This is a genomic window from Peribacillus sp. NPDC097264 (assembly GCF_050277925.1).
In the GTDB taxonomy this organism is placed as follows: Bacteria; Bacillota; Bacilli; order Bacillales; family DSM-1321; genus Peribacillus.
In genome coordinates, this window is sequence record NZ_JBNNSR010000004.1 from 54,577 (window position 1) to 80,668 (window position 26,092).

The 26,092-nt window shown below is 40.8% G+C and carries 26 protein-coding genes; 25 read left to right on the forward strand and 1 reads right to left on the reverse strand.

The genetic code is table 11. The features are described from left to right. Positions 1-148 precede the first annotated feature (148 nt). The 24 genes from spoIIIAA (at position 149) to ACQKL0_RS07435 (ending at position 23,531) form a co-directional block, all read left to right on the forward strand. A complete protein-coding gene (spoIIIAA, locus tag ACQKL0_RS07320; RefSeq protein ID WP_402869432.1) occupies positions 149-1,081 on the forward strand; it encodes a stage III sporulation protein AA in 933 nt (310 codons plus the stop codon). Beyond that, a complete protein-coding gene (spoIIIAB, locus tag ACQKL0_RS07325) occupies positions 1,074-1,589 on the forward strand; it encodes a stage III sporulation protein SpoIIIAB (protein WP_402869429.1) in 516 nt (171 codons plus the stop codon). Before spoIIIAA ends, spoIIIAB begins: the two co-directional genes overlap by 8 nt. Positions 1,590-1,611: 22 nt before the next feature. After that, the gene (spoIIIAC, locus tag ACQKL0_RS07330; protein ID WP_034308319.1) at positions 1,612-1,815 is read left to right on the forward strand and encodes a stage III sporulation protein AC; all 204 of its coding nucleotides are present in this window, start codon (positions 1,612-1,614) and stop codon (positions 1,813-1,815) included. 23 nt (positions 1,816-1,838) lie between these two features. Next, complete coding sequence (spoIIIAD, locus tag ACQKL0_RS07335; RefSeq protein ID WP_402869884.1) at positions 1,839-2,219, forward strand: stage III sporulation protein AD; 381 nt, start codon at positions 1,839-1,841, stop codon at positions 2,217-2,219. Between the two features lie 34 nt (positions 2,220-2,253). Beyond that, complete coding sequence (gene spoIIIAE, locus ACQKL0_RS07340; RefSeq protein WP_402869427.1) at positions 2,254-3,501, forward strand: stage III sporulation protein AE; 1,248 nt, start codon at positions 2,254-2,256, stop codon at positions 3,499-3,501. 16 nt (positions 3,502-3,517) lie between these two features. After that, complete coding sequence (gene spoIIIAF / locus ACQKL0_RS07345) at positions 3,518-4,132, forward strand: stage III sporulation protein AF (RefSeq protein WP_427686830.1); 615 nt, start codon at positions 3,518-3,520, stop codon at positions 4,130-4,132. A gap of 3 nt (positions 4,133-4,135) precedes the next feature. Further along, the gene (gene spoIIIAG, locus ACQKL0_RS07350) at positions 4,136-4,807 is read left to right on the forward strand and encodes a stage III sporulation protein AG (RefSeq protein ID WP_427686832.1); all 672 of its coding nucleotides are present in this window, start codon (positions 4,136-4,138) and stop codon (positions 4,805-4,807) included. Between the two features lie 14 nt (positions 4,808-4,821). Beyond that, complete coding sequence (locus ACQKL0_RS07355; protein WP_402869419.1) at positions 4,822-5,406, forward strand: SpoIIIAH-like family protein; 585 nt, start codon at positions 4,822-4,824, stop codon at positions 5,404-5,406. 592 nt (positions 5,407-5,998) lie between these two features. Next, on the forward strand, positions 5,999-6,502 hold the full coding sequence (accB, locus tag ACQKL0_RS07360; protein WP_427686834.1) for an acetyl-CoA carboxylase biotin carboxyl carrier protein: 504 nt from the start codon (positions 5,999-6,001) through the stop codon (positions 6,500-6,502). Between the two features lie 14 nt (positions 6,503-6,516). Continuing rightward, positions 6,517-7,869, forward strand: coding sequence for an acetyl-CoA carboxylase biotin carboxylase subunit (gene accC, locus ACQKL0_RS07365; protein WP_402869415.1), 1,353 nt, complete (start codon positions 6,517-6,519; stop codon positions 7,867-7,869). Positions 7,870-7,898: 29 nt separating this feature from the next. Continuing rightward, on the forward strand, positions 7,899-8,312 hold the full coding sequence (locus tag ACQKL0_RS07370; protein ID WP_402869413.1) for an Asp23/Gls24 family envelope stress response protein: 414 nt from the start codon (positions 7,899-7,901) through the stop codon (positions 8,310-8,312). Positions 8,313-8,777: 465 nt separating this feature from the next. Then, positions 8,778-9,170, forward strand: a complete 393-nt coding sequence (nusB, locus tag ACQKL0_RS07375) for a transcription antitermination factor NusB (RefSeq protein ID WP_427686836.1) — start codon at positions 8,778-8,780, stop codon at positions 9,168-9,170. Positions 9,171-9,237: 67 nt separating this feature from the next. Next, the gene (gene folD / locus ACQKL0_RS07380; RefSeq protein WP_402869409.1) at positions 9,238-10,113 is read left to right on the forward strand and encodes a bifunctional methylenetetrahydrofolate dehydrogenase/methenyltetrahydrofolate cyclohydrolase FolD; all 876 of its coding nucleotides are present in this window, start codon (positions 9,238-9,240) and stop codon (positions 10,111-10,113) included. Between the two features lie 149 nt (positions 10,114-10,262). Then, positions 10,263-11,615, forward strand: coding sequence for an exodeoxyribonuclease VII large subunit (gene xseA / locus ACQKL0_RS07385; protein ID WP_402869407.1), 1,353 nt, complete (start codon positions 10,263-10,265; stop codon positions 11,613-11,615). Beyond that, entirely contained in the window at positions 11,612-11,845 is a 234-nt protein-coding gene (locus tag ACQKL0_RS07390) for an exodeoxyribonuclease VII small subunit (RefSeq protein ID WP_402869405.1), read from the forward strand. Before xseA ends, ACQKL0_RS07390 begins: the two co-directional genes overlap by 4 nt. Position 11,846: 1 nt before the next feature. After that, positions 11,847-12,740 carry a polyprenyl synthetase family protein gene (locus ACQKL0_RS07395; protein WP_427686838.1) on the forward strand — a complete coding sequence of 298 codons (894 nt, stop codon included), beginning with the start codon at positions 11,847-11,849 and terminating at the stop codon, positions 12,738-12,740. Between the two features lie 247 nt (positions 12,741-12,987). Next, on the forward strand, positions 12,988-14,880 hold the full coding sequence (dxs, locus tag ACQKL0_RS07400) for a 1-deoxy-D-xylulose-5-phosphate synthase (protein ID WP_402869401.1): 1,893 nt from the start codon (positions 12,988-12,990) through the stop codon (positions 14,878-14,880). A gap of 4 nt (positions 14,881-14,884) precedes the next feature. Further along, the gene (locus ACQKL0_RS07405) at positions 14,885-15,712 is read left to right on the forward strand and encodes a TlyA family RNA methyltransferase (RefSeq protein WP_402869399.1); all 828 of its coding nucleotides are present in this window, start codon (positions 14,885-14,887) and stop codon (positions 15,710-15,712) included. Between the two features lie 335 nt (positions 15,713-16,047). Continuing rightward, positions 16,048-16,497, forward strand: a complete 450-nt coding sequence (gene ahrC / locus ACQKL0_RS07410; RefSeq protein WP_402869397.1) for a transcriptional regulator AhrC/ArgR — start codon at positions 16,048-16,050, stop codon at positions 16,495-16,497. 22 nt (positions 16,498-16,519) lie between these two features. Then, positions 16,520-18,235, forward strand: coding sequence for a DNA repair protein RecN (gene recN / locus ACQKL0_RS07415; protein WP_427686840.1), 1,716 nt, complete (start codon positions 16,520-16,522; stop codon positions 18,233-18,235). 153 nt (positions 18,236-18,388) lie between these two features. Then, a complete protein-coding gene (spoIVB, locus tag ACQKL0_RS07420) occupies positions 18,389-19,690 on the forward strand; it encodes a SpoIVB peptidase (RefSeq protein WP_402869393.1) in 1,302 nt (433 codons plus the stop codon). A gap of 311 nt (positions 19,691-20,001) precedes the next feature. After that, entirely contained in the window at positions 20,002-20,793 is a 792-nt protein-coding gene (gene spo0A / locus ACQKL0_RS07425) for a sporulation transcription factor Spo0A (protein WP_402869392.1), read from the forward strand. A 354-nt stretch (positions 20,794-21,147) separates the two neighbouring features. Beyond that, positions 21,148-22,725: a DUF342 domain-containing protein gene (locus tag ACQKL0_RS07430; RefSeq protein WP_407408373.1), complete on the forward strand. Its 1,578-nt coding sequence runs from the start codon at positions 21,148-21,150 to the stop codon at positions 22,723-22,725. 74 nt (positions 22,726-22,799) lie between these two features. Then, positions 22,800-23,531: a glycerophosphodiester phosphodiesterase gene (locus ACQKL0_RS07435; RefSeq protein ID WP_407408375.1), complete on the forward strand. Its 732-nt coding sequence runs from the start codon at positions 22,800-22,802 to the stop codon at positions 23,529-23,531. A 44-nt stretch (positions 23,532-23,575) separates the two neighbouring features. Here the strand turns inward: ACQKL0_RS07435 and ACQKL0_RS07440 are convergent, their stop codons facing one another. Next, on the reverse strand, positions 23,576-23,812 hold the full coding sequence (locus tag ACQKL0_RS07440) for a DUF2627 domain-containing protein (protein ID WP_402869389.1): 237 nt from the start codon (positions 23,810-23,812) through the stop codon (positions 23,576-23,578). A 173-nt stretch (positions 23,813-23,985) separates the two neighbouring features. Between ACQKL0_RS07440 and ACQKL0_RS07445 the strand changes: the two genes are divergently transcribed. After that, positions 23,986-26,052: a sigma 54-interacting transcriptional regulator gene (locus ACQKL0_RS07445; protein ID WP_407408377.1), complete on the forward strand. Its 2,067-nt coding sequence runs from the start codon at positions 23,986-23,988 to the stop codon at positions 26,050-26,052. Positions 26,053-26,092 lie beyond the last annotated feature (40 nt).

The window sequence follows — 26,092 nt, forward strand, 5'->3', positions numbered from 1 at the left end:
GTCCGGGATTAATCATCCCGGGCTTTTTTTTATGTTTTTTTAGTCACAAAGATGAATTCAGGCGATGCTTCTTTGATTAGCTTGTCATCATTATATGATTCCCGGCATACATTTTATTGAAAGTGGTGTATACAGGAGGATTGCCTAAATGGAAATGGTACTTTCTTTTCTACCGAAAAAACTATGCGCACATCTCCAAGGGATGACCCCGATGATGATAGAAAAAATAGAAGAGCTGAGGATTCGAGTCGGCAGGCCGTTAGAAGTGATAGTAGGGGGAAATCCTTTCTTTTTCCCTTATGAAGTGACCCCGAGTGATGCAGAGCAATTACTGAATTCTATAGGCCAATTTTCGCTATATACGCTAGAAGAAGAATTAAAGCGCGGTTATATCACCATAGCCGGGGGACATCGTGTAGGACTAGCGGGCAAGGTCATACTGGAAAATGGGATGGTCAAGGCGATAAGGGATATCTCGTCCTTTAATATTCGGGTAGCACGTGAAAAGATAGGGGCAGCTGAACCACTCACGGCTTATTTATATAATGGGGAATGGCAGCATACCCTTTTAATCGGTGCCCCCCAGTCAGGGAAAACGACCATTTTGCGTGATATTGCCAGAATGATCTCGAGTGGAATCGATCGGAAGGGCATCCCTCCTCAAAAAGTGGGGATTGTGGATGAACGATCGGAAATAGCTGGTTGTGTTCATGGAGTTCCTCAACTTGAATTCGGCCCAAGGGTGGATGTCCTTGATGGCTGCCCCAAAGCGGAAGGGATGATGATGATGATTCGTTCTATGTCCCCGGATGTATTGGTTGTGGATGAAATTGGACGGGCAGAGGATACACAAGCGGTACTCGAAGCCGTAAACGCAGGAATTAAACTGATCATCACTACGCATGGCCATACACTGGAGGAAGTGAAAAAACGTCCTTTTGTATCGGAAATCTTAAGACAGAATATTTTTGAACGCTTTATTGAATTACAAAGAAGTAAGACAGGAGACCGGAGTTATAGGGTGTTCGATGCGGCGGGTGGCCAATTATTCTTAGGTGGAGCCGTGAGTCCTCATGTTTAAGATGATTGGAGCGGCCATCATTATTTTAGCCACAACATGGGCGGGCTTTGAAGCCGCCAAGAAATTGAGTATGCGCCCCCGCCAGTTACGTCAACTGAAAGTCGCCATGCAATCGCTTGAAGCTGAAATCATGTATGGGCAGACCCCTTTGAAAGAAGCAGCCCAGAAGCTCTCCAAGCAAATGCCAAAACCACTTTCCCACTTTTTCCATACGTTTGCCAATCGACTTGAATCAGGCGAAACCACTGTAAAAGAGGCTTGGGACGCTAGCTTGAAAAAGATATGGCAGTCCCTTGCTTTAAAGCAAGGGGAGTTTGAAATCCTATCTCAGTTCGGTGAAACCCTCGGGAGAAGTGATAAATATCATCAGCAAAAACAAATCATGCTAACGATGGCACACTTGGAACGGGAAGAGAACGATGCACTGGAACGACAGAGAAAGTATGAAAAGATGATGAAGAGCCTAGGCTTTTTATCAGGATTATTATTAATCATTTTGCTGATGTAGGGCATATGCGGGAGGGATAAACATGGGCATTGATGTGGACATCATATTCAAGATAGCGGGTGTGGGGCTTGTCGTGGCGTTTCTTCATACGATTCTCGATCAGGTAGGGAAAAAGGAATATGCTCAGTGGGTGACACTTTTTGGCTTTATCTATATTTTGTTTATGGTAGCTTCCGTGGTAGAGGATCTATTTCAAAAAATTAAGTCCGTATTCCTATTCCAGTAAAGGGGGTAATCGCGATTGAAATCATAAAAATCGTCGGAATTGCCCTAGTAGCCACCTTTTTAGCCTTGATAGTCAAGGAGCAGAAGCCAAATTTTGCTTTTTTGTTAGTCGTTTTTGTAGGTTGTACAATCTTTCTCTTTCTGGCGGATAAAATATACGAAATCATTTTGATGCTTGAAAAGATAGCTGTGAATGCGAATGTCAATACAGTTTATTTAGAGACAATCTTGAAAATTATCGGAATTGCTTATATCGCTGAATTTGCTTCTCAAATCACAAAAGATGCAGGTCAAGGGTCATTAGCTTCCAAAATAGAACTGAGCGGGAAGATTTTGATCTTGGCCATGGCCATTCCCATTTTGACGGTCATTATTGAAACGGTAATACAGATGCTCCCTAGTTAATGGACTATTCCAACTAGTCAATTGAGGTGAATGTATGAAGCGGCAGATGCCTTTCTTATTCTTCCTATTCGTTTTATTCTTTTTCCTGCATACATCTGTTGGACATGCTGCCGAAAATGGTGAAATCAAGAATGAGCCCATTAAGCAATCTGAGGAAGAACAGACATGGAGGGATAACCAGGAACCAATCATGCAATCAGAACTGGTACAAGCCCAAATTGAAAGATTAGGCGTTGACGAGCTCAAGCAATATTGGGATGACATCGTAACGGAATATGGCGGTTTCTTACCGGAAAGCCAAAAGGGTAGTTTTATGGATTTTGTGAGCGGTGAGAAGAAATTTTCATTCGAACAATGGTTTAAAGGCATAATGAAATTCGTCTTTCATGAACTCCTTGTAAACGGTAAATTACTGGGATCGCTTATTCTTTTGACCGTGTTCAGCATGTTTCTGCAAGCACTACAGAATGCTTTTGAACAGAGCTCAGTGAGTAAGGTGGCCTATGCGATCGTTTATATGGTATTGATCATATTGGCACTGAATAGTTTCCATGTGGCCATTGAATATACAAAAGATACGATTGATCTAATGATTTCCTTTCTAATGGCGCTCCTACCTTTGTTATTAGCTTTAATAGCGGCTTCAGGTGGTCTTGTATCTGCTGCATTCTTTCATCCAATCTTAATGTTCCTGATGAATACCAGTGGGATCTTGATCCAATATGTCGTCCTGCCACTCTTATTCTTCGCTGCCATTTTAAGTATTGTCAGCACATTGTCTGAACATTACAAAGTGACCCAACTCGCGCAATTGCTTCGTAATTTTGCTATCGGGATTCTGGGTGCCTTCATGACGATATTTCTCGGTGTGATTTCCGTCCAGGGTGCCTCATCCGCCGTTGCCGATGGAGTGACGATCAGGACGGCAAAATTCATTACCGGTAATTTCATTCCGGTGATAGGGCGTATGTTTACTGATGCGACTGATACAGTCATTAGCGCATCAGTCCTTCTTAAAAATACGGTGGGCTTGGCAGGTGTCGTCATCCTTCTGCTTATCATTGCTTTCCCCGCCATAAAGATCTTAATGATCGCTTTTGTCTATAAGTTGGCTGCCAGTCTTTTGCAACCACTTGGAGGAGGACCCGTCATCAATTGTCTCGACATTATCAGTAAGAGTATGATTTATATTTTTGCAGCGCTGGCCATCGTATCTCTCATGTTCTTTTTATGCATCACCGTAATTATCGCAGCCGGGAATATAACGCTGATGGTCCGCTAGGAAGGATGAAGTGTGAGTGAGCTTTTTAGCTGGTTGGATAACAAATATTATCGTATTTGTATTGCTGGCAACCGTGATTGATATGCTGCTTCCCAGTTCAGCACTGCAAAAATATGCAAAAATGGTCATCGGACTATTATTGATCGCGATAATCCTTACTCCAATTTTGGGACTATTTCATACGGATTTTGATAAAATTCTTTCCACTGTGACAAGTGAATTTGAAAACCCAAATAAAAAAGATTTAGGAAATTTAACAGAAATGAAGAAAAAAGAAATACAAGCTACCCAAGGTGCATATATTTTAGAACAAATGGCTGTTGACCTACGGACAGAAGTGGAAGAGGAGTTGGTGGAGGAGTACCAAGTGAAGATCAGTTCGATTGAAGTCGGAGTCACGAATGAAGAAAGTCCGAGCTTAGAAGAACTACAGCATATCAATATTTCATTGGAGGAGGCGGAAAAAAGAGACTCATCCTCCGCGATAGAGACGGTGGCTAAGGTGGACATCAGCACCCGGGAAAAGACCACACCTACTATGTTGAACCTCGAAGCCGTCAAGAAGTTTCTGGCAGCAAGTTGGTCTGTCGATGAAGAAATCATTGAAATTGCCGGGGAGAGGAGTGACTGAGATATGAATAAAGATAAGGGTCCATTATCCTGGCTAAACAAACTATTGAACAAAGATCCGGACCAAAAAGATCCGCAAGATAAAAAACCTTCGATGTATATCTATGCCTTAATTGTTGTCCTTTTGGGTGTGGGAATCATGATGGCCGGGAATCTATTGACCACCCCGAACCAAGCCGGGAAGATAACGGGCGATAAAGCGGTATTCAGTAATAATAAGCAGGAAGAAGAGGATGTGGAAACATTCGGTCAGAAAAACCAGACCGACTTCAAGTCGACAAAAGATTACGAAGTATACCTGGCGAACGAAATGAAGGAAGCCCTGGAATCCATTGTAGGTGTGGAGGATGTAAAAGTCGTAATCTATGTGGATGCATCCGAGAAAAAAGTCTATGAAAGAAATAAAACCACTCAAAAACAAGTGACTCAAGAAACCGACCAGGAAGGCGGAAAAAGAACCGTCGAAGACACCTCGGTAGATGAACAGCTTGTCCTGATTAAAAACGGGGAAAAAGAGGGACCAATCATTTCCGAAACCCAAAAGCCAAGCGTACGAGGGGTCCTCGTTGTCGCTAAAGGGGCAGATAATATACAAATTAAGAAATGGATTGTCGAAGCTGTAACACGCTCGCTTGATGTGTCAAGTCACCGGGTTTCTGTCATGCCTAAAAAATAAGGGGGAAAACGAACATGTTATTGAAAAAACAAACGGTTTGGTTATTGACGATGTTAAGTCTAGTAGTGGTGCTCTCGGTCTACTATTTAACGGCTCCTGAAGAAAATGCAGCAGATTTGCCGGCAACGGAAGAACAAAAAAATCAGACAGAAAGTCAAACGGAAAGCAAAGGAGACAGTAAAGAAGAAAGCAAAAAGGAAACGGAGACTTCCACAGGGGATAATGGTTCTTCTGTAACCATCGCTTCCGGTGACGAATTTGAGGCATTAAGAATGCAAATTGAGGACGAACGTGCGAAATTGAATGAAGAGTTAACGGTTAAAATGGGGGATACCGATCTATCCGCTGAAGAAAGAGATGAAGCTTATGCTAAAATCGAACAATTAAGTGAAACGAAAGTGAAGGAAAATATCATTGAAAACTTAATTGTAGCGATGGATTATAATGCTGCGCTTGTCCGGGTTGATGGAACGGATGTAAAAGTGAGTGTAAAAGCTGATAAACAAACGAAGACGGAAGCTAATAACATCATACGCCTTGTACGTAAAGAAGTGGAGAATGCACAAAATGTAGTCGTGAATTTCCAACCGGAAAAATAATTTTAAAGTGAGTGGAAACTGATACACAACAGTTTTTCGAAAAAGGAAATATGCATGCTGGTTCTTTTCTTTAGTAGAAAAGGCCTTTTTTTTCGGAAAAAAATGGATGGTCGCGATTTGGCGGTTCCAAAAAACGGAGACAAAAAAATAAAAATACCTCCCCTCGGCATTATCCAATGTAATCCCTTTAAAGTAATAAAAAAGGCGGTTTTACATGGTTTTTACCGTTTTAATAGGGAGAAATTCCGAATTATATTTTAAAAATAGATTTAAAAAATTCACAATCTTAAGATAAAAGTGTAATATAGAACTGTAAATAGCAAGTCCCAACTAATCTATCATTGAATATATACAAGCTAATATTGTATGATATTAGAAGCAGGTATTAAAAAATTCAAAACTTCCTGCTAGACATATTTTTTGAGGGATTTACTTCTGTTATATTACAGAAGGGGTATGTGAAATGTCTTTCGGTGTTTTAAAAGAAACGGCTCCGGTGCTAGAGACGGCAGAGGCCAAAGACGATGGGCAAATTACATATACATATTGAATTGTCTCAAATTTCCATTAAATCAGACAAGGGGTGCCTAAAATGAAGGTCCAAGAAATTCGTGAAATTATTAAGTTAGTCGATCAATCTAACATCGGTGAATTTGTTTATGAAAATGAAGGAACCAAAATTTTGCTGAAGAAAACGGAAGCTGGTACAGTAGCTTATCCAGCACCTGCTCAAGAAGTCGTACAAGCTAAAGCGGCTGTGGAAGTCACACCTACACCAGCAGCCCAGCCAGTAGCTAAAGCGCCAGAAGCAGCAACACCAGCAACACCAGCAACTCCTATAAATGAGCAAGAAAACTTACATAAAATCACATCCCCAATGGTGGGAACGTTCTATCAATCTCCTTCTCCTGATGCTGATGCATACGTGAAAGTAGGCTCCAAAGTAACGGCGGACAAAATTGTCTGCATCGTGGAAGCTATGAAACTTTTCAATGAAATTGAAGCGGAAGTAAACGGGGAAATTGTAGAAGTACTTGTAAAAGAAGGCCAACTTGTAGAATATGGTCAACCATTATTTTTAGTAAAGCCTGAATGAGGAGCTGTTTCTAAATGATTAAGAAGGTATTGATTGCAAATCGCGGTGAAATTGCAGTCCGGATTATTAGGGCTTGCAAGGAGCTTGGTATTGAAACTGTAGCGGTTTATTCAGAAGCCGACAAAGAGGCACTACATGTACAAATTGCTGACGAAGCTTACTGTATTGGTCCTAAACTATCAAAAGATAGTTATTTAAATACAACGAACATTATCAGCACAGCCAAGAAAACAGGTGCGGATGCCATCCATCCTGGATATGGTTTCCTTGCAGAAAATGCTAACTTTGCGGAGCTATGTCGTGAATGTAATATTATATTCATAGGACCAAGTCCTGAGGCCATCAATAAAATGGGAACTAAGGACGTGGCAAGGGAGACCATGCGTAAAGCTGGTGTTCCTATCGTACCAGGTTCAAAAGGAATCATTAAGGACACGGATGAAGGTGTGGCACTTGCCAAGGAAATGGGCTACCCAGTCATCATTAAAGCTACAGCTGGTGGCGGCGGTAAAGGGATCCGTGTTGCGAGAACGGAAGAAGAGCTCGTCAAAGGCATTAATATCACGCAACAAGAGGCAGCAACGGCCTTCGGCAACCCGGGCGTATATATTGAAAAGTATATCGAGGACTTCCGTCATGTTGAAATTCAGGTGATGGCTGATAACCACGGGAATGCCATTCATTTAGGAGAGCGTGACTGCTCGGTTCAACGACGTTTACAAAAGCTTGTTGAAGAAACACCATCTCCGGCCCTTGATGGGGAGACTCGTGCGGAAATGGGACAAGCTGCCGTTACAGCTGCTCTTGCCGTTAATTATTCCGGTGCAGGTACGGTGGAATTCATTTATGATTATGTGAATAGGAAGTACTATTTCATGGAAATGAATACACGTATCCAAGTGGAACATCCTGTTACGGAAATGGTCACAGGTGTAGACTTGATTAAAGAACAAATCAAAGTCGCTTCTGGCGATAAGCTTTCTCTTTCACAGGAAGAAGTGACCTTTAACGGTTGGTCAATCGAATGCAGGATCAATGCGGAAAATCCTGAAAAGAATTTCATGCCTTCCGCAGGGAAAATCCAGATGTATTTACCACCAGGTGGATATGGCGTCCGTGTGGATTCTGCAGCATACCCAGGATATACAATACCGCCATATTACGATTCCATGATTGCTAAATTAATTGTCCATGCACCGACAAGAGAAGAAGCAATCGAGAAAATGAAACGAGCTTTAGGCGAGTTTGTCATTGAGGGAATTAAGACTACAATTCCTTTCCATATTAAGTTACTTCAGCATGAACAATTTGTTTCTGGAGAATTTAATACCAAATTCCTTGAAATTTATGATGTAATGAACTCATAATGTAAAGGAAGACAGGAGGTGCTTTTAGAATGAGTGAATTGGAAGGCAAGTTACTCGAAATGGATGAATACAATAGTGGACTTGGTAAAGTTGAGATTGCACCTGAGGTTATAGAAGTTATCGCGGGTATTGCTGCATCGGAAGTGGAAGGTGTAGCACATATGCGGGGGAATTTTGCGACAGGCGTAGTAGAAAAGCTTGGCAAGAAGAACCACGGCAAAGGTGTTAAAGTAGACTTAACAGGTGAAACGATCAAAGTCGATCTATATTGTGTGATGAAATTTGGTGTGTCTATTCCGAAAATTGCACAGGAAGTTCAAGACAATATTCGTGAAGCGTTACTAAATATGACTGCTATCGACGCGGGAGAAGTAAACATTCATGTTGTTGGAATAGCTTTCGAAAATGCAAAAAATGAAACGGATTACGAGCAAGAAGTGTAATCGGCATCATTCTAACTAAAACCTGCAAAAACCCGACTATATGTCGGGTTTTTGTTTTGAGTCTTTATTCAATGAATCCATCCCGCTCTCATAATATTCTGTTATACGAACATAATAAGGCGGTGTATGGAAGTTTCCCTTTAATTTACGTGGGTTTTCTGTTAGAGTGTAAAAGATGAAATATGATCATGAAAGCTAAGCAGGGACTTTTGGCAGTTTCGAAAAAATATAACATGATCCGTTGTACAAAAGTTAAATGGCGAAACATCCATTTAACGTGAATCCTCATGAGAAATTGCATAGAGGTTCATGTCATGGAGAGTATTTTGACGTTTTTGTTAGCGGAAAATAGATGAATCTATAGAAATTACGATAAAGAACTTAATATTTTCGATAAATTGTTGATTATTGTTCGTCTGTACTAGCATTTTCATATATAATAGTAGATGTCAAAGGAGTAAGATTATGAAAAGAAGAGTAGCCCGTGAAAAATCCCTTCAAGCACTATACCAAATAGATATCGCCAAGTCAGAACCGGAAGAAGCTATGGAAAGTGTGCTGAACGGTGCACCCACTGACGAGTATTTCGAAACATTAGTTACAGGGATAGCGGAAAAGCGTGAACAGATTGATGGAATGATCAGAGATAATTTGGAAAACTGGACATTGGAAAGACTCGCAAATATCGATCGGAATCTACTGCGTATCGCAGTTTATGAAATGATCCATTGTGAGGATGTCCCGGTAAGTGTTGCGATGAATGAAGCTATAGAAATTGCTAAGAAATTCGGTGATGACCAATCAAGCAGCTTTGTGAATGCCGTTTTATCCAAAGTCAAAGAAAAAGTCGGCAACTAAAGCTATTTTAGGTACTGATGGGTCTCCGCAATTTCTTTAGCAAAAGTTAACTTGGGAGGAACTACACATGTCAGCTCAAATCATTAATGGTAAAGAAATTGCAGAGTCGGTAAGGCAGGATATTAGCAAGGAAGTCCAACAATTACGTGAAAAAAATGTTGTGCCCGGATTGGCCGTTATATTAGTCGGTGACAATCAGGCTTCACAAACTTATGTGCGAAATAAGCAAAAAGCTTGTGAAGATTTAGGCATGCATTCCGTGTTAATCCAAAAACCTGCGGATTTAACACAGCAGGAATTAATACAGAACATCGATGAATTAAACCAGGATGACAGCATTCATGGGATTTTGGTGCAGCTGCCGTTACCTGGACATATTCAGGAAAAAGCGATTATTGAAGCGATTTCACCTGAGAAGGATGTTGATGGGTTCCATCCAATCAACATCGGCAGGATGATGACGGGACAGGATGCTTTCTTGCCGTGCACGCCGTATGGAATTATGGTCATGCTTGAACATATCGATTATAACCTTGAAGGCAAGCACGTCGTTATTGTCGGAAGAAGCAATATCGTAGGGAAACCATCAGGACAGTTGTTTTTGAATGCGGATGCAACGGTTACATATTGCCACTCTAAGACGAGTGACCTTGCTTACTTTACTAAACAAGCTGATGTGGTCGTGGTTGCCGTCGGTAAAAGAGATACAATCACCAGTGCCCACATTAAAGAGGGTGCCGTCGTGATTGATGTTGGCATGAACAGAAATGATGAAGGTAAGCTTTGTGGAGACGTTTCGTTTGAAGAAGTGAAGGAAAAAGCTTCTTACATTACCCCTGTACCTAGAGGCGTAGGTCCTATGACGATTACGATGCTCATGAAGAATACTGTTAAATCTGCTCAGAAAACACTTAACTTGGATAAACAAACAATGAAAAGTTAAAAAAAATGCCAAATTATTTTAAAGAAGCGGACCTCTTGTTTTATAATAACAAGAGACCGCTTTTTTCTATGTAAAGATTAACTGGGACTATAAGTCTGTAGTAAAGGCTGGTTCCCTTTATATCCGATTCTGTCGGAAGGAGACATTATATGAGCGACCAACAATATTTAAGTGTGTCGGCTTTAACAAAATATATTAAACGAAAGTTCGATGTGGATCCGCATTTGCAAAATGCATACATAAAAGGGGAAATATCCAATTTCAAACAGCATACAAGTGGGCATATGTACTTTACTTTAAAAGACGAGAAAGCCCGTTTGCTGGCTGTCATGTTTGCGGCTAACAACAAAGGGATGAAATTCACACCTGAAAATGGGATGAAGGTACTTGTAAGGGGAGATATATCCCTATACGAAGCCAGTGGACAGTATCAGCTCTATGTGAAAAGCATGGCTCCTGACGGTGTGGGGGATCTATACATTGCATATGAACAGTTAAAGAAAAAACTGGAAGAAGCAGGATTATTCCTGGCTAAACATAAGAAAGCGATTCCGCAATACCCCAAATCGGTGGGGGTCATTACATCACCGACTGGGGCAGCTTTAAGGGATATTATAACGACCATCAAGCGGCGTTATCCCATTACTAAAATCATTGTTTATCCAGCTCTTGTACAAGGAAATAATGCTGCTAAATCGATTGCACAGGCGATTTCACTGGCCAATGCAAGAGCAGAATCCGATGTGCTGATAGTTGGGAGGGGCGGTGGTTCCATCGAGGAACTTTGGGCCTTCAATGAAGAGATAGTAGCTGAGTCGATATATGATTCGGATATTCCCATTATCTCAGCAGTGGGGCATGAAACGGATTTCACGATTGCTGACTTTGTTGCTGACATGCGTGCACCGACTCCTACGGGGGCAGCAGAGCTTGCAGTGCCTCACCTGAATGAAATATTGGAAAGGTTGATGAATCGCAAGAATCGTTTGACACGTTCCATCCAGGAGCAAGTGAATGCCAATCGTACACATTTGAGTAGGCTTGAAAGGTCTTACGCATTCCGTTACCCTCATAAAATGTACGAACAAAAACTTGAACAGTTGGATAGGGCAACAGAGAGGTTAGGGAAAACCAGTACGCGATATTTCCTGAAGAAAAGGGATGAATTGAATCAGATGACTGAAGTTCTGAATAAACAGCATCCTGAGCAATTGGTCAGGACTTCAAAGGAAAACCTGCAGCAGTACGAAAAAGCGCTGCGTAAGACTATGGAAGCCATCTATCGTCAAAAATCACAGCGATTCGTTTCAATGACTGCCACTCTATCGGCTCTAAGCCCACTGAAGATCATGGAGCGGGGCTATGGGTTAGTCTTTACTGAAGATGAGACGTTAATTAAAAGCACACAGCAAGTATCCACTGGAGATAAGATAGCTGTTTCGATAAAAGACGGAACACTTGAATGTGAGATAACCGAAATAAAGGAGCGGATTGAGCCATGACTAACAAAAAGGATATTACATTTGAAGAAGCGATGGAGAACCTCGAGAAAATTGTAGAACAGTTGGAAGAAGGAGATGTACCATTGGAAAAAGCCATTTCCATTTATAAACAAGGAATGGATTTATCCAGACTATGCCATACCAAGTTGAAAACTGTCGAGGATCAATTAACGCAAATTTTACGCGAAGATGGAGAACTGGAAAACTTTGCGGTTCAGGAGGAAGAATAATATGAGTACGGCAACGTTCGAAACTTTTTCGAAAGAGTATAAAGCGTTAATAGAGAAAGAAGTCGTTGAATATGTGAAGAAATTGAACGCTCCAGAAAGTGTCAAAGAATCTATGGCCTATTCCTTGGAGGCAGGCGGAAAACGCATCCGTCCTTTATTGGTCTTTTCGGTATTGTCGGCATTCGGAAAAGATTTGAGGTTGGGGATTCCGGCTGCAGCGGCAATTGAAATGATTCATACTTATTCTTTGATTCATGATGACCTGCCAGCGATGGATGATGATGATCTCCGACGCGGAAAACCGACGAATCATAAAGTTTTCGGTGAAGCGGTGGCCGTACTCGCGGGTGATGCCTTACTTACATATAGCTTCCAATTGGTGGCTGAAATGTCTGACCCCGAAGTGAGTGCGGAGATGAAGTTGGATTTAGTAACTGAAATTGCAAAATCCGCCGGTGCAGAAGGAATGGTTGGAGGACAAGTAGCAGATATGGAAGGCGAAGAAAAGCAGCTGACCCTTAAAGAAATGGAGTATATTCATGAACATAAAACGGGGAAACTATTGGCGGCAAGCATCCTTTCAGGTGCCATCTTAGCTGGAGCCGATGCCAATCAACGTCAGCATCTCCGCGATTTTGCTTATCACTTGGGACTTGCTTTTCAAATCCGGGATGATATCCTGGATATTGAAGGTTCGGTCGAGCTTATTGGTAAGCCTGTCGGCAGTGACGCGGCGAACCACAAAAGCACCTATCCTTCCCTGCTGACGCTACAGGGAGCCAAGGACAAGTTGAATCATCATATCCAATTGGCGCATGCTTCCTTAGCGGAAACGAAATTACAAACGGGCCTATTGAATGAATTAACGGATCTAATAGCGAATCGAGATCATTGAGCATTACCAAATTTGTTATCAAACAAAGTTTTATGGTATACTCATTGTGAAAATTTATGCAACAGAAAATGAATTCATAAATGACGATACGTGATAAAATAGGTATATAAAGCCGCCGAAATCACCTGGGTGTTGGCGGCTATTTTTTAACTTAAAAAGAATTTTTCGGTCAAGCCTTCTATAATAGTCGCTTTTGAGGCTCTGATTATGCTTACAACCGGAAATGACAGAAAGTGAGTGGTCCTGTTTGGATCTTCTATCTATAAAAGACCCTTCATTTTTGAAGAAAATGAATAATGAAGAGCTTGTCGAATTAAGTGTGGATATTCGTAAATTCCTCGTGGAAAAATTATCGGTAACTGGTGGGCATATCGGTCCCAATTTAGGCGTGGTCGAGTTGACAATCGCGCTTCATAAAGAATTTGATAGTCCGAATGATAAAATTTTATGGGATGTAGGTCATCAATCTTATGTTCATAAAATCTTAACAGGAAGAGCCGGAGAGTTTAATACGTTAAAGAAATACAAAGGGCTTTGTGGTTTTCCAAAAATGATTGAAAGCCCTCATGATGTATGGGAAACGGGACACAGCTCGACCTCTCTTTCCGCTGCCATGGGGATGGCTGCAGCCCGTGATATCAAAGGTGAAAAGAGTTTTATCCTACCAGTGATTGGGGATGGCGCCCTTACAGGTGGAATGGCTCTTGAAGCCTTGAATCATATCGGTGATGAGAAAAAGGACATGATCGTTATATTGAATGATAATGAAATGTCCATTGCCCCTAATGTAGGCGCCTTGCACTCGGTACTGGGAAGATTAAGGACAGCAGGAAAATACAACTGGGCAAAAGACGAGTTGGAAATGTTCTTGAAAAAGATTCCCGCAGTCGGTGGCAAACTAGCAGCAACGGCCGAACGCTTGAAAGACAGTATGAAATACCTGTTGGTGTCCGGCATGTTTTTCGAGGAGTTAGGTTTTACCTATCTTGGACCAGTAGATGGCCATAATTATGAAGAACTGTTAGATAACTTGAGATTTGCCAAGAAAACTAAGGGTCCTGTCCTATTGCACGTAATTACCAAAAAAGGAAAAGGGTACTCACCTGCTGAGCTTGATACGACAGGCAATTGGCATGGAACAGGCCCATACAAAATTGAAACGGGTGACTTCGTTAAATCACCTAGTAAAGGGCCAGCTTGGAGTGCGTTAGTAAGTGAAACGGTACGTAAGCTTGCACGAAATGACGAACGTATCGTCGCGATAACACCTGCGATGCCCGTTGGATCGAAGTTAGTCGGTTTTGCGAATGAATTTCCTGAGCGTTTTTATGATGTTGGAATTGCTGAGCAGCATGCAGCTACTTTCGCAGCCGGGTTGGCAACCCAGAAAATGAAACCGTTTTTGGCGATTTACTCAACCTTCTTGCAAAGAGCGTATGATCAGGTGGTACATGATATCTGCCGTCAAAACTTGAATGTCTTTATTGGCATTGACCGTGCCGGTCTTGTCGGTTCTGATGGGGAAACGCATCAAGGTGTGTTCGATATCGCGTTCCTACGCCATGTTCCTAATATGGTATTGATGATGCCTAAAGATGAAAATGAAGGTCAGCATATGGTCAATACAGCCATTAATTATGATGATGGTCCCATAGCCATGCGTTTTCCGCGCGGAAATGGACAGGGAGTCGTCATGGATACAGAATTACAACAAATCCCGATTGGTTCATGGGAAGTATTGAAAGAAGGATCGGACGTTGCCATTTTAACATTTGGGACAACTATTCCGATGGCTCTTGAAGCAGCAGCCCAACTTGAAAAAGAGGACTACTCTGTAAAGGTTATCAATGCTCGTTTCATAAAGCCTCTTGATGAAAAGATGCTTAGCAGCTTACTTGGCGAGAAAATGCCAATATTGACAATTGAAGAAGCCATTCTTCAAGGTGGATTCGGTAGTTCAGTACTTGAATATGCACATGACCAAGGGTTCTACGGGGCAATCATTGACCGAATGGGCATACCAGATTACTTCGTTGAACACGGTAGTGTGGACGAGTTACTGGAAGAAATCGGCCTAACAACGGATACGGTTAAGAAAAAGATTAAAATGATAACGCCAAAAAAAGAAAAAAGGGCCTGACAATATGAAAGTAGCGAAAGAAAGATTAGATGTTTTATTAGTAGAACAAGGATTGGCCGAAACGCGTGAAAAAGCAAAGCGTATGGTGATGGCTGGGCTTGTCTATGCAAATGAAGAAAGATATGAAAAACCAGGGGAAAAAGTGCCGGTTGATCTTGAATTGACGATAAAAGGGAAAGTGATGCCTTATGTATCAAGAGGTGGTCTGAAACTTGAGAAGGCATTGAAAGAATTTGATTTACACGTCGATGGAAAGATCCTTCTGGATATCGGCTCATCCACTGGGGGCTTTACCGATTGTGCTTTACAGAATGGCGCCATCATGTCTTATGCTCTTGATGTTGGCTATAATCAACTTGCATGGAAGTTAAGACAAGATGAGCGGGTTAAGGTCATGGAACGGACTAATTTCCGCTATGTCACACCTGCTGATTTAGATGGACAGATGCCTAACTTTGCAAGCATTGATGTATCTTTCATCTCGCTCACTTTGATTTTACCTGTGTTAAAAACCTTGCTTGTTCCAAAAAGCGACGTCGTGGCACTTGTAAAACCTCAATTTGAAGCGGGGAAGGGTCAAGTTGGCAAAAAAGGGATTGTCCGTGAACCTAAAATTCATAAAGAAGTGTTGAACAAGATTATTTCCTTTGCACAAATGGAAGGATACGATATTAAAGATGCTTCCTTCTCTCCTATTACTGGTGGGGACGGCAACATAGAATTTCTGCTCCATTTATTTTGGGAGGGCCCAAAAGAAGTGGGAGATATGCTACTATCCAAAACGGTGGATGATATCGTTGGGGAAGCCCATGCCCAATTTAAAAAAGAATAGATAAGTCTTCGTATGGCTCCTTTGGCTGAATGGTTAGCTAAAGGAGCTTTTTTTCTTGAAATGGTTCATGTTCATGCACCAAGGTTTAGAAAAAGTATGCAAAGAAAGTTTTAGTACAAAATAAGGGATAAGAAATGTATATTAGAGAAAAAAGTTGTACAATTGTATAAAAATCCGCTAACATTAATATTAGCCTCTTTCTTCGACGGTTTTCTTGTGTGTTAGGGACGTTTGTGAGGATTAGGAAAAGTAAAGCAATTACATATGGTCAGCTTGCTAAAGTTAGGGCAACGATGATAATTAAAATGAGCAACAGTTGAGAGGTGCTTCTACTTATGAATAAAGGACAGCGTCATATAAAAATAAGGGAAATAATTACGAATAATGATATTGAGACACAGGACGATTTAGTGGAAGAACTTAAAAATGCGGGGTATAACGTTACACAAGCAACTGTTTCAAGAGACATTAAGGAACTTCACCTTGTAAAGATACCGTTATCTGACGGCAGGTATAAATACAGCTTACCGGCTGACCAACGTTTTAATCCATTACAGAAATTAAAAAGAATGCTGGTTGATGCTTTTGTTCGCATTGATGCTGCAAATAATTTGCTAGTCATGAAGATGTTACCAGGAAATGCCCAAGCAATTTGTGCACTGATAGATAATTTGAATTGGCAAGAAATACTCGGAACCATCGGCGGTGATGATACATGTTTAATTATTTGCCGTTCTGAAGAAGACGCAAAGATCATTTCCGGCAAATTCTTGGACATGCTCTAATATTTTGAAGAGGTGATCTAGATTGTTAACAGAACTTTCGATTAGGAATTTTGCGATCATTGATAGCCTGTCCGTCTCTTTTGAAACAGGATTGACGGTATTAACGGGGGAAACAGGGGCAGGTAAATCCATTATCATTGATGCCGTGCATCTATTGGTTGGAGGGCGTGGTTCGGCAGAATTCATACGCCATGGTGAATCGAAGGCTGAGATAGAAGGCCTATTTCAAATAGAAGATGATACCCATCCGGTATTTGTTAAGGCGAAAGAATTTGGCATCGATATGAATGATGGAATGGCTATCCTGCGAAGGGACATTTCACTGAGTGGTAAAAGTGTATGCAGGGTCAATGGAAAATTGGTTACGATTGCGATATTGCGAGAGATAGGGCGAACATTAATCGATATTCATGGTCAGCATGAACATCAGGAATTAATGGATGAACGACTTCATCTTCCATTGCTGGACCAGTTTGGCGGGGAAAAAATCGCGGCCGCACTTGCTGAATACCAAAAGCTATATAAGAATTATGAAATGACATCCAAGCAGTTAAATAATTTGAGTCAGAACGAACAGCAAATGGTCCATCGATTAGATTTGATCCAGTTTCAGGCCGATGAAATCCAAAACGCGGAGTTGAAGCTTCATGAAGATGAAGAATTGATGGAAGAACGAAAAAGGATTAACAATTTCGAGAAGATTCATGAGGCCCTCCAGACGAGTTATAATGCCTTAAATGGAGAGCAACATGCCGTGGATTGGCTTTCAGTTGCCATGAGTAATATGGAGGAAGCGGCCAACTTGGATGAAGGACTGAAGAAAAGCTCCGAAACCGTCTCAAATAGTTATTTCTTGCTTGAGGAAGCGGTTTCTACTATTAGAGATCAATTGGATTCCTTGGATTACGATACTGAACGGGTGGAGTTCATCGAAAGCCGTCTAAATGAAATTAACCAATTGAAGCGAAAATATGGGCGCAGCATCGAAGAGATTTTAGAGTATGGTGCAGGTATTGAAGAAGAAATCGAAAAGCTTCAAAATCGGGAAAGTCATATCTTAAAACTGGAAAAGGAACTTAAATCAATAAAGGCGGATTTGATTATTGAAGCGAAAAATCTGTCTGAGCTCCGACAAACATTCGCCCAGCAATTAACGAAGAGCATTCATCAGGAATTAAAGGATCTATATATGGAAAAGACCATATTCGAACCACATTTTCATCAAACGGCCTATACTTTTGATGAGCTGTCAGAACGTGGGATTAATCAATCTGGTCTCGATCACATGGAATTTTATATATCCACCAATCCTGGAGAACCTTTAAAACCATTGTCAAAGATTGCATCTGGAGGAGAGTTGTCCCGGATTATGTTGGCGATGAAAAGTATTTTTTCCAAGCACCAAGGGATTACATCCATCATTTTTGATGAGGTAGACACAGGTGTAAGTGGTCGGGTTGCTCAATCCATTGCCGAAAAAATTTACAAAGTGGCCACGGGTTCCCAAGTGCTTTGCATTTCTCATTTACCTCAGGTTGCCGCGATGGCGGATACTCATCTATTCATCGCCAAGAATGTGAAGGCAGGTCGTACCAACACTTCGGTGAAGCCTCTGGTAGAAACCGAGAAAATCCGAGAAATTGGCCGGATGATATCCGGTGTCGAGATAACGGATTTAACCAAACAGCATGCCAATGAATTGATTCAGCTTGCTAAAAAGATGAAAATCACTTCATGATGTTTCTAAGTAAGAAGGTATCAGAACTTATCATAAGCATTCATTGTAAAGCTATCCAAAAACGGATAGCTTTTATTTTGTCCAGCTGTTATAAATGATTGTCATGAGGGCTAAATTAAAGGGGTAGCCATAAAGTTTTAGAGAGCGAGGAGAGTGAATGGATTGAAATTAGTATGGATCAACAGAATCATCGGTGGAATTCTCCTTGTTTCGCTATTAACATTAGGGTTATACCAGCCATTTCGTGAATATTTTTTAATTCCAAATCAGCTTGTACTCTTTGAGGGTAGTCACTATAGTATTTCCAAGTCATTACCTGTTTCAGCAAAAGCTTCAGATTCAAGTCAAGGAATTTCGGTCCATGATGAGAAAGCCTCCATTACACTAGGTGCCGAAAAGCCAGGTACGAACGAAGTGTTGCTTGATGTGGCGGGCTTACCTGCCAAGAAGGTTGATATAAGAGTGCTGAAAGATTTTAAAGTCATCCCCGGTGGGCAGTCCATAGGGGTTAAACTTAACACGTTGGGTGTGCTCGTGGTCGGTCATCATCTTGTTGATACACCTCAAGGAAAAAAATCCCCTGGTGAAAAAGCAAAAGTGGAAGTCGGGGACATCATTACGGAAATCAATGGCCAAACCATAAAAAAGATGGGCGACGTCACTCCTTTTGTCCAGCAGGCAGGTGAAAAGGGAGAACCGTTGAAGATCGTGATCAATCGTGATAATGAAGTGCTTCACAGTTCGCTCATGCCTCTAAAAGATAAAAATGAAGGAATCTTCAAATTAGGTCTGTATATCCGTGATTCAGCAGCGGGTATCGGGACGATGACATTTTATCACCCGGATACGAAAAAGTATGGAGCATTGGGACATGTCATATCGGATATGGATACAAAAAAACCAATCGTCGTGAAAGATGGGCAGATTGTACAATCAATGGTCACTTCCATCGAAAAGGGGAGTAATGGGGACCCAGGAGAAAAATTGGCTCGTTTTTCGGCTAACAGAGAAAAAATAGGTAACATTAATCGTAATAGTCCTTTTGGGATTTTTGGGAAACTAAATCAAGATTTCAAAAATGGTGTTATGGATAAGGCATTACCCATCACCCTTTCTCACCAGGTGAAGGAAGGGCCAGCCAAAATTCTTACGGTGGTGGATGGTTCAGAAGTAGAAGCCTTTGATGTGGAAATAGTCAGCTCCATTCCACAAAAGTTTCCTGCAATTAAAGGAATGGTTTTAAAAGTGACTGATAAAGAATTACTCAAAAAAACGGGCGGGATCGTTCAAGGAATGAGCGGTAGCCCAATCATACAAAATGGTAAATTAATCGGTGCCGTTACCCATGTATTTGTCAATGATCCTACAAGCGGGTATGGAGTCCATATTGAATGGATGCTAAACGAAGCCGGTATCAATATATATGACAAAGAGGATTATGAGAAAGCAAGCTAACCATCGAAGGTATCCAACTGGATACCTTTTTTTACTTGGTTCAATATCAATAGCAACTAAAATGATTTATCTTGGAAAAGAGGTTTTTTGAAAGAATTGTGCTAAAATGAAAATAAATGAAGATTTTTCGACAAAGCAGTTCTTCAGGTAGCAAACGAAGTCGAAAACAAGAGATATCCGGAGAAAAATATTGAATTCCTTTTATTTTTTCGAAAATAAAAGGAATTTAGTTTCCATTGTCGAAAAGTTCAATTACAATAGAATTTAGTCATATAGAAAAAAGACCATTGTAGTTGAGGAGGAAATCAAGAGTGAAAAAAATCAAGGTATGCGTGGTAGATGATAATAGAGAGCTGGTTGGTCTTCTGGAAGAATACATTTCTGCACAAGATGACATGGAAGTAATCGGTGTTGCACATAATGGTCAAGATTGCATGGGGATGCTAGAAAGCGTTGATCCGGATATTTTGATTCTTGACATTATTATGCCTCATTTAGACGGATTAGGGGTATTGGAAAAACTTCGTGAAGTTAAACGGGGAAACATGCCTAATGTAATTATGCTTACTGCATTCGGTCAAGAAGATGTTACGAAGAAGGCTGTGGACTTAGGTGCTTCATATTTCATCCTGAAACCTTTCGATATGGAGAACTTGTCCAACCATATACGTCAAGTGAGCAACAAAGGACAGTCAGTTCTAAAGAACCATAGTCAGTTTAGTTACCGTCCTCAAAATGAGTCAAAACCGAAAAACCTTGATGCAAGTATCACAAGCATTATCCACGAAATTGGAGTGCCGGCACACATTAAGGGATATCTATATTTAAGGGAAGCCATTTCAATGGTTTATAATGATATTGAGTTATTGGGATCCATAACAAAAGTGCTGTATCCGGATATCGCGAAAAAATATAATACAACGGCTAGCCGGGTTGAACGTGCCATCCGTCATGCCATAGAAGTGGCATGGAGTCGTGGGAATATCGAATCGATTTCGTCTTTATTTGGTTATACCGTCAGCATGACAAAGGCGAAACCTACGAATTCGGAATTCATTGCGATGGTCGCAGATAAGCTACGTCTTGAACACAAAGCTTCTTGACAGGGTTAGGGGATACGGATTGTTTTTAATGAACAACTGACCATAAAGAGGCTAGAGCCGCTAAATAAAATATAGTAGAACTCGTGGCGCTTTTAAGTTGATAAGGTGTAGTTGCCTTTTTTTAGGCAAGTATGAGTAAGTCCATGAGTTTTTTATAAACGCCTTTTATTTATTGGATTATTCCTGAAGAATCCAATAAATAAAAGGCGTTTTTGTTTGGATATAGGGCTTTATATAGGATGAATTTTTGCAAATATCAAATTACTTAGTAAAATATGTATGTTTTTAGATTTTTTTATGAGATCATGGCTTATAATTATAGGTATATATTCGTAGGCACGAGGAGGAAAGTTTGTGATTTATGAAGAAAATCAATATTTCATCTTGGAAATGGAAGAAGAAATAGTATATATGACCGTTTTTCAAAAAGGTTTTTCCATTCTGCAATTGAATCCAATCCTGAATAAATATCCACAAATCTCACTGGATAATTTTAAAGATTTAAAGGATGCACTTATACAGGCTAGCGGGGAAAAAATCAAAGTGGGTAAACAAAAACCACTCTTGGAGTGGAAGATAGCGGAAGACAAGCTGACAGCAAGTGTAAAGATTAATTGTTCTGCGGATTATTTGATGAATCACCAGTCAGAAATAGTGGGGATGATTTTACAGGATCTACAACGTGAGAATATTTCAGAAGGAATCTTAATGCATGTCATGCAAAATCAGTTACAAGTGAAAGAATCAATTGTTGTGGCTAAAGGCATTGAGCCGGTTCATGGAACGGATGCTGTTGTCACCTATTACAAAAGGTCGGATAGAAAGCCTGCGATACGTGAGGATGGAAAGGCCGATTATTACGATATGAATTTCCTTGATGAAGTAAAAAAGGGAGAGTGGCTTGGTGAAAAGACCCCTCCTACAGAAGGGACGATGGGAAGGTCCATTACAGGGGACTTTGTTCTCGCACAGAAGGGGAAAAATAAAAAGCTTCAATATGACCAAAAAACTGTGGAGGCAATTGAAAGTGAAGGTAAAATCGTTCTCAGGGCCATGACAGATGGAGTGGTGGAGTTCAAAGGCGGGAAAATCAGTGTAGGAAATCACCTTGTCATTGAGGGGGATGTCGGAATCGAAACAGGTAATATCGAATTCGAAGGAAGCGTTACCATAAAAGGATCGGTTCTTGACAATTTTTCGGTAACGGCAACCAAGGATATATCCATTTTAAGTGAGCTGGGGATAAGTAATGTAAAAGGAATTTATTCGAAAAAGGGGGATGTATTCATTAAAGGCGGTATTTTTGGAAAAGGGGTTTCCGAAATCTCTGCAGGTAGAAATATTTACGTAAAGCATGCTAATGAAAGCCATTTACATGCAGGGGAAAGCATACATATCGGATATTATTCGCTTGGAAGTTTTCTGAAAGCAAAAAATATCTATACTGATGAAAAGAAAGGAAAATTGATTGGGGGCGTTATTGAAGCTCATGGAAAAGTCAGGGCTGCCGTCATCGGGAATAGAATGGAACGGAAGACCATCGTAAATGTACAGGGCTTTAATCGTATGAATTTAAAAGAGGAATTGAATGAAACTTTACTCCGTTATAAGGCAAAGGTTCAAGAGCTGGAATTAATGAAGGAAAAGCTGGAGGTCTATGAAATGTTCGTCGGACAATTGAATGTTTCGCAAAATTATCAATATGAACATACCAAAGATCAGCTTGAACGCTTGAATGGTGAGATTTTTCAAATCGATGAAAAACGTAAATCATTGATGGATACACTTGAATCCAAGGGGGATGGGGAAATTACCATCGGGCAAATGGCATTTCCTGATACTCGACTGCAAATTAAAAGCATGGAGAAAAAATTGAACGACTTAACAAAAGGAACGTTCTATGCGGAAAATAATTATTTGCATTTTGATTAATCTTAAATTAATATCCGACTGCGCCTATTCATAAAATTGAAGATCTACTGAAATTTTTGTGGGGGGCAGTTTTTATGACGTTAATTTTCGCACACCGGGGATCGGCAGGAACCCATCCTGAAAATACGATGGTGGCTTTCCGAGAGGCTGCTCGTGTTGGAGCGGAGGGAATTGAAATGGATGTGCAGCTTTCAAAGGATGGCGAAGTAGTCGTTATTCACGATGAAAAGCTTGATCGAACCACAGGTGTCTCTGGCTTTGTGAAAGACAGGACATTAAAAGAGTTGCAAACCTTGAATGCGGCTTCATCCTATGCGGGTAAAGGGTGTGAAGAGCGAATTCCTACGCTTGATGGACTGTTGAAGTGGTTGTACCATACCCATCTATTTTGCATTATTGAGTTGAAGAACACCTTTTTTATGTATCCGGGACTAGAAGCAAAGGTCATTAGGCTCATCCGGGCGTATGAGCTGGAAGAACGAATCATTATTTCTTCCTTTAATCATTATAGTCTGGTTTTTTGCCATCAGTTGGCACCAGAAATAGAAACCGCACCATTGTACCGGGAATTTATGTATATGCCCTGGGTATATGCACGTGCGATTGGTGGAAGTGCGATACATCCTAGTATCCGATCAGCCCCAGACTCGATCATTCAATCTTCCATGGACGATGGGATCCTGGTTCGGCCCTATACCGTTAATAAAGAAGAAGATATGAAGCGGTTATTCAAATTGGGTTGCAGTGCCATCATCACCGATTTTCCGAAAAAAGCAAAAATAGTAAGGGCAAATTATGAAAAGTAAAAAAACAGGGGGCCATGTGATTCATGCCCCCTTGTTCGACGTGTTTAAAATTTGTTAAATCTACTTTGAACTTTGTCTTTTTTACGATCCCGGTGAAGAATAAACCCTGCGATAAAGGCTATCCCTCCTATCGTTATCAGCAGTCCAATTAAAAATTGGATCCAAAGCATGGGATAGGGAGGTTGGAGAATGCCGAATACCATATCCCGCATTATCTTAATTCCGTACGCGGCAAATGCTCCCGGGATAAAAAGGATGGAAAAAGCGATTAAACGTTTCATGTGTCAAGTCCCTTCCAGAAATTCCATATAAAAAATGATAAAGGATAATATATTTTTGTCAAGTATGGGTAATTGAGAAAATCATTGGAATGTGTGAACGGTCATTTTGGAATCAATATGGTAAAATCAAAGATATCATAGGCGGGAACTTACTATCGCAGAAGGAGGAAGTCATGCAAAAGGTGATGATCGTTGGTGGAGGAAAAGGGGGCAGTGCTGTATTGGAGCTCCTACTGGAAAGCAAAACCCTTTTCATTGATTGTATGGCTGATACGAATGAGGCTGCCGAAGGGATCCTGGCTGCAAAGGCACGAAAAATTTGTACAGTATCAAATTGGGAAAGTGCGATGGATAGGGAATTGGATATCATTATTGATACAACTGGTGACCCTGCTGTTTTTAAGGAGATAAAAAAGAAGACAGGACAGCAAACAATCCTGGTTCCTGGTAGTGTAGCCCATATTCTTGTTAATCTCATCGAAGAGAAGAATCATCTGATTAATAAGTTGGAAAATTCATCCTCCATAATGGACTTGATATTGAATGCAGCGAGTGAGGGCATGTTAGTGATCAATAAGGACGGCTATGTCACCTTATTCAATCATAATGCTGAACGAATAACCAATACAAAACGGGAAACGGTAATTGGCCGACATATCCTCGATCTTGTTCCTTCCAGTGGGTTATTAAGGGTGATGGAGACGAGGGAACGAGAAGAAAACCAACATATTTCCATCAGTAAATCGGGTATGGATTTCATTACGTCCAGGATTCCCTTGGTAAGTCACGAAAATGAAATGATAGGCGCATTCTCGCTGTTTAAGAAAAGAACGGAAGCGGAAGCGGTAAAATTAGCTGAACAAATAACGGATTTAAAAGAGATTCAGACCATGCTTGAGGCCATCATTCAGTCTAGTGATGAAGCAATATCGGTGGTGGACGAACGGGGATATGGTTTATTGATCAATCCAGCCTACTCTAGGATAACAGGATTGACGAAAAATCAAGTAATTGGCAAACCGGCTGCCATTGATATTTATGAAGGGGAAAGCATGCATATGAAGGTCCTTAAGACTAGAAAGCCTGTTCGCGGAGTTAACATGCGTGTTGGTCCTAAACATAAGGAAGTAATTGTGAATGTTGCACCAATCATTGTTGAAGGAGTATTGAAAGGAAGCGTTGGAGTCATTCATGACGTTTCTGAAATTCAATCGTTAACTCATGAATTGAACCGTGCAAGGCAAATCATCCGTACTCTTCAGGCAAAATATTCTTTTGATGATATCATTGGCACTTCGGAAGAGATGAAGTTACCTATCGATCAGGCTAAATTGTCTGCGAGAACCCCTGCTACCGTTCTATTAAGAGGTGAATCAGGAACAGGCAAGGAACTGTTTGCCCATGCTATCCATAATGAAAGTGATCGAAAGTTCAATAAATTCGTCCGTGTTAATTGCGCAGCAATTTCGGAATCTTTGTTGGAAAGTGAGCTATTCGGGTATGAAGAGGGTGCTTTTACGGGAGCAAGAAGAGGCGGAAAAACTGGACTGTTTGAGGAGGCCAACCATGGAAGTATATTTTTGGATGAAATCGGTGAGTTGCCGGCGAGTATCCAGGCTAAATTACTTCGGGTTCTCCAGGAACAAGAACTGATAAGGGTGGGTGGTACCAATCCCATATCTATTAATGTCAGGGTGATCGCTGCAACCAACATTAACCTTGAACAAGCCATAGTAAAAGGGACATTCCGTGAAGATCTTTATTTCCGTTTGAACCGGATGCCCATTTTCATTGCCCCATTGCGGAAGCGAAAGGGAGATATAAAAGAACTGGCAGAACATTTGATTCACAAGATCAACCAGGAATACGGGCGAAGCATCGAAGGAATTACAGATGAAGCAATTCATAAAATGCAAATGTATAATTGGCCAGGTAATGTTCGGGAACTGGAAAATATCCTGGGTAGAGCAATTATCTTCATGAAGTTAACCGAGACCATCATGGATGTCCAACACATTCCGGACTTTATTGAAGATAACATTCCTTTAATACAAGAGAAATCATTAAGAAATGAAGCGTACGTATCGGGAGAAACGCTCATGGAAATAATGGACAGGTATGAAGCGAAGGTTATTCAAGAGGCGATATATACGTATAAGGGGAACAAAACCCTTACAGCAAAGGCGCTTGGCATTTCAGTCAGAAGTTTATATTACAAAATGGAGAAAATGGGAGTGTGAAAAAAAATGCATGCAAATAATTGCACAGTGTGCAAAAAAA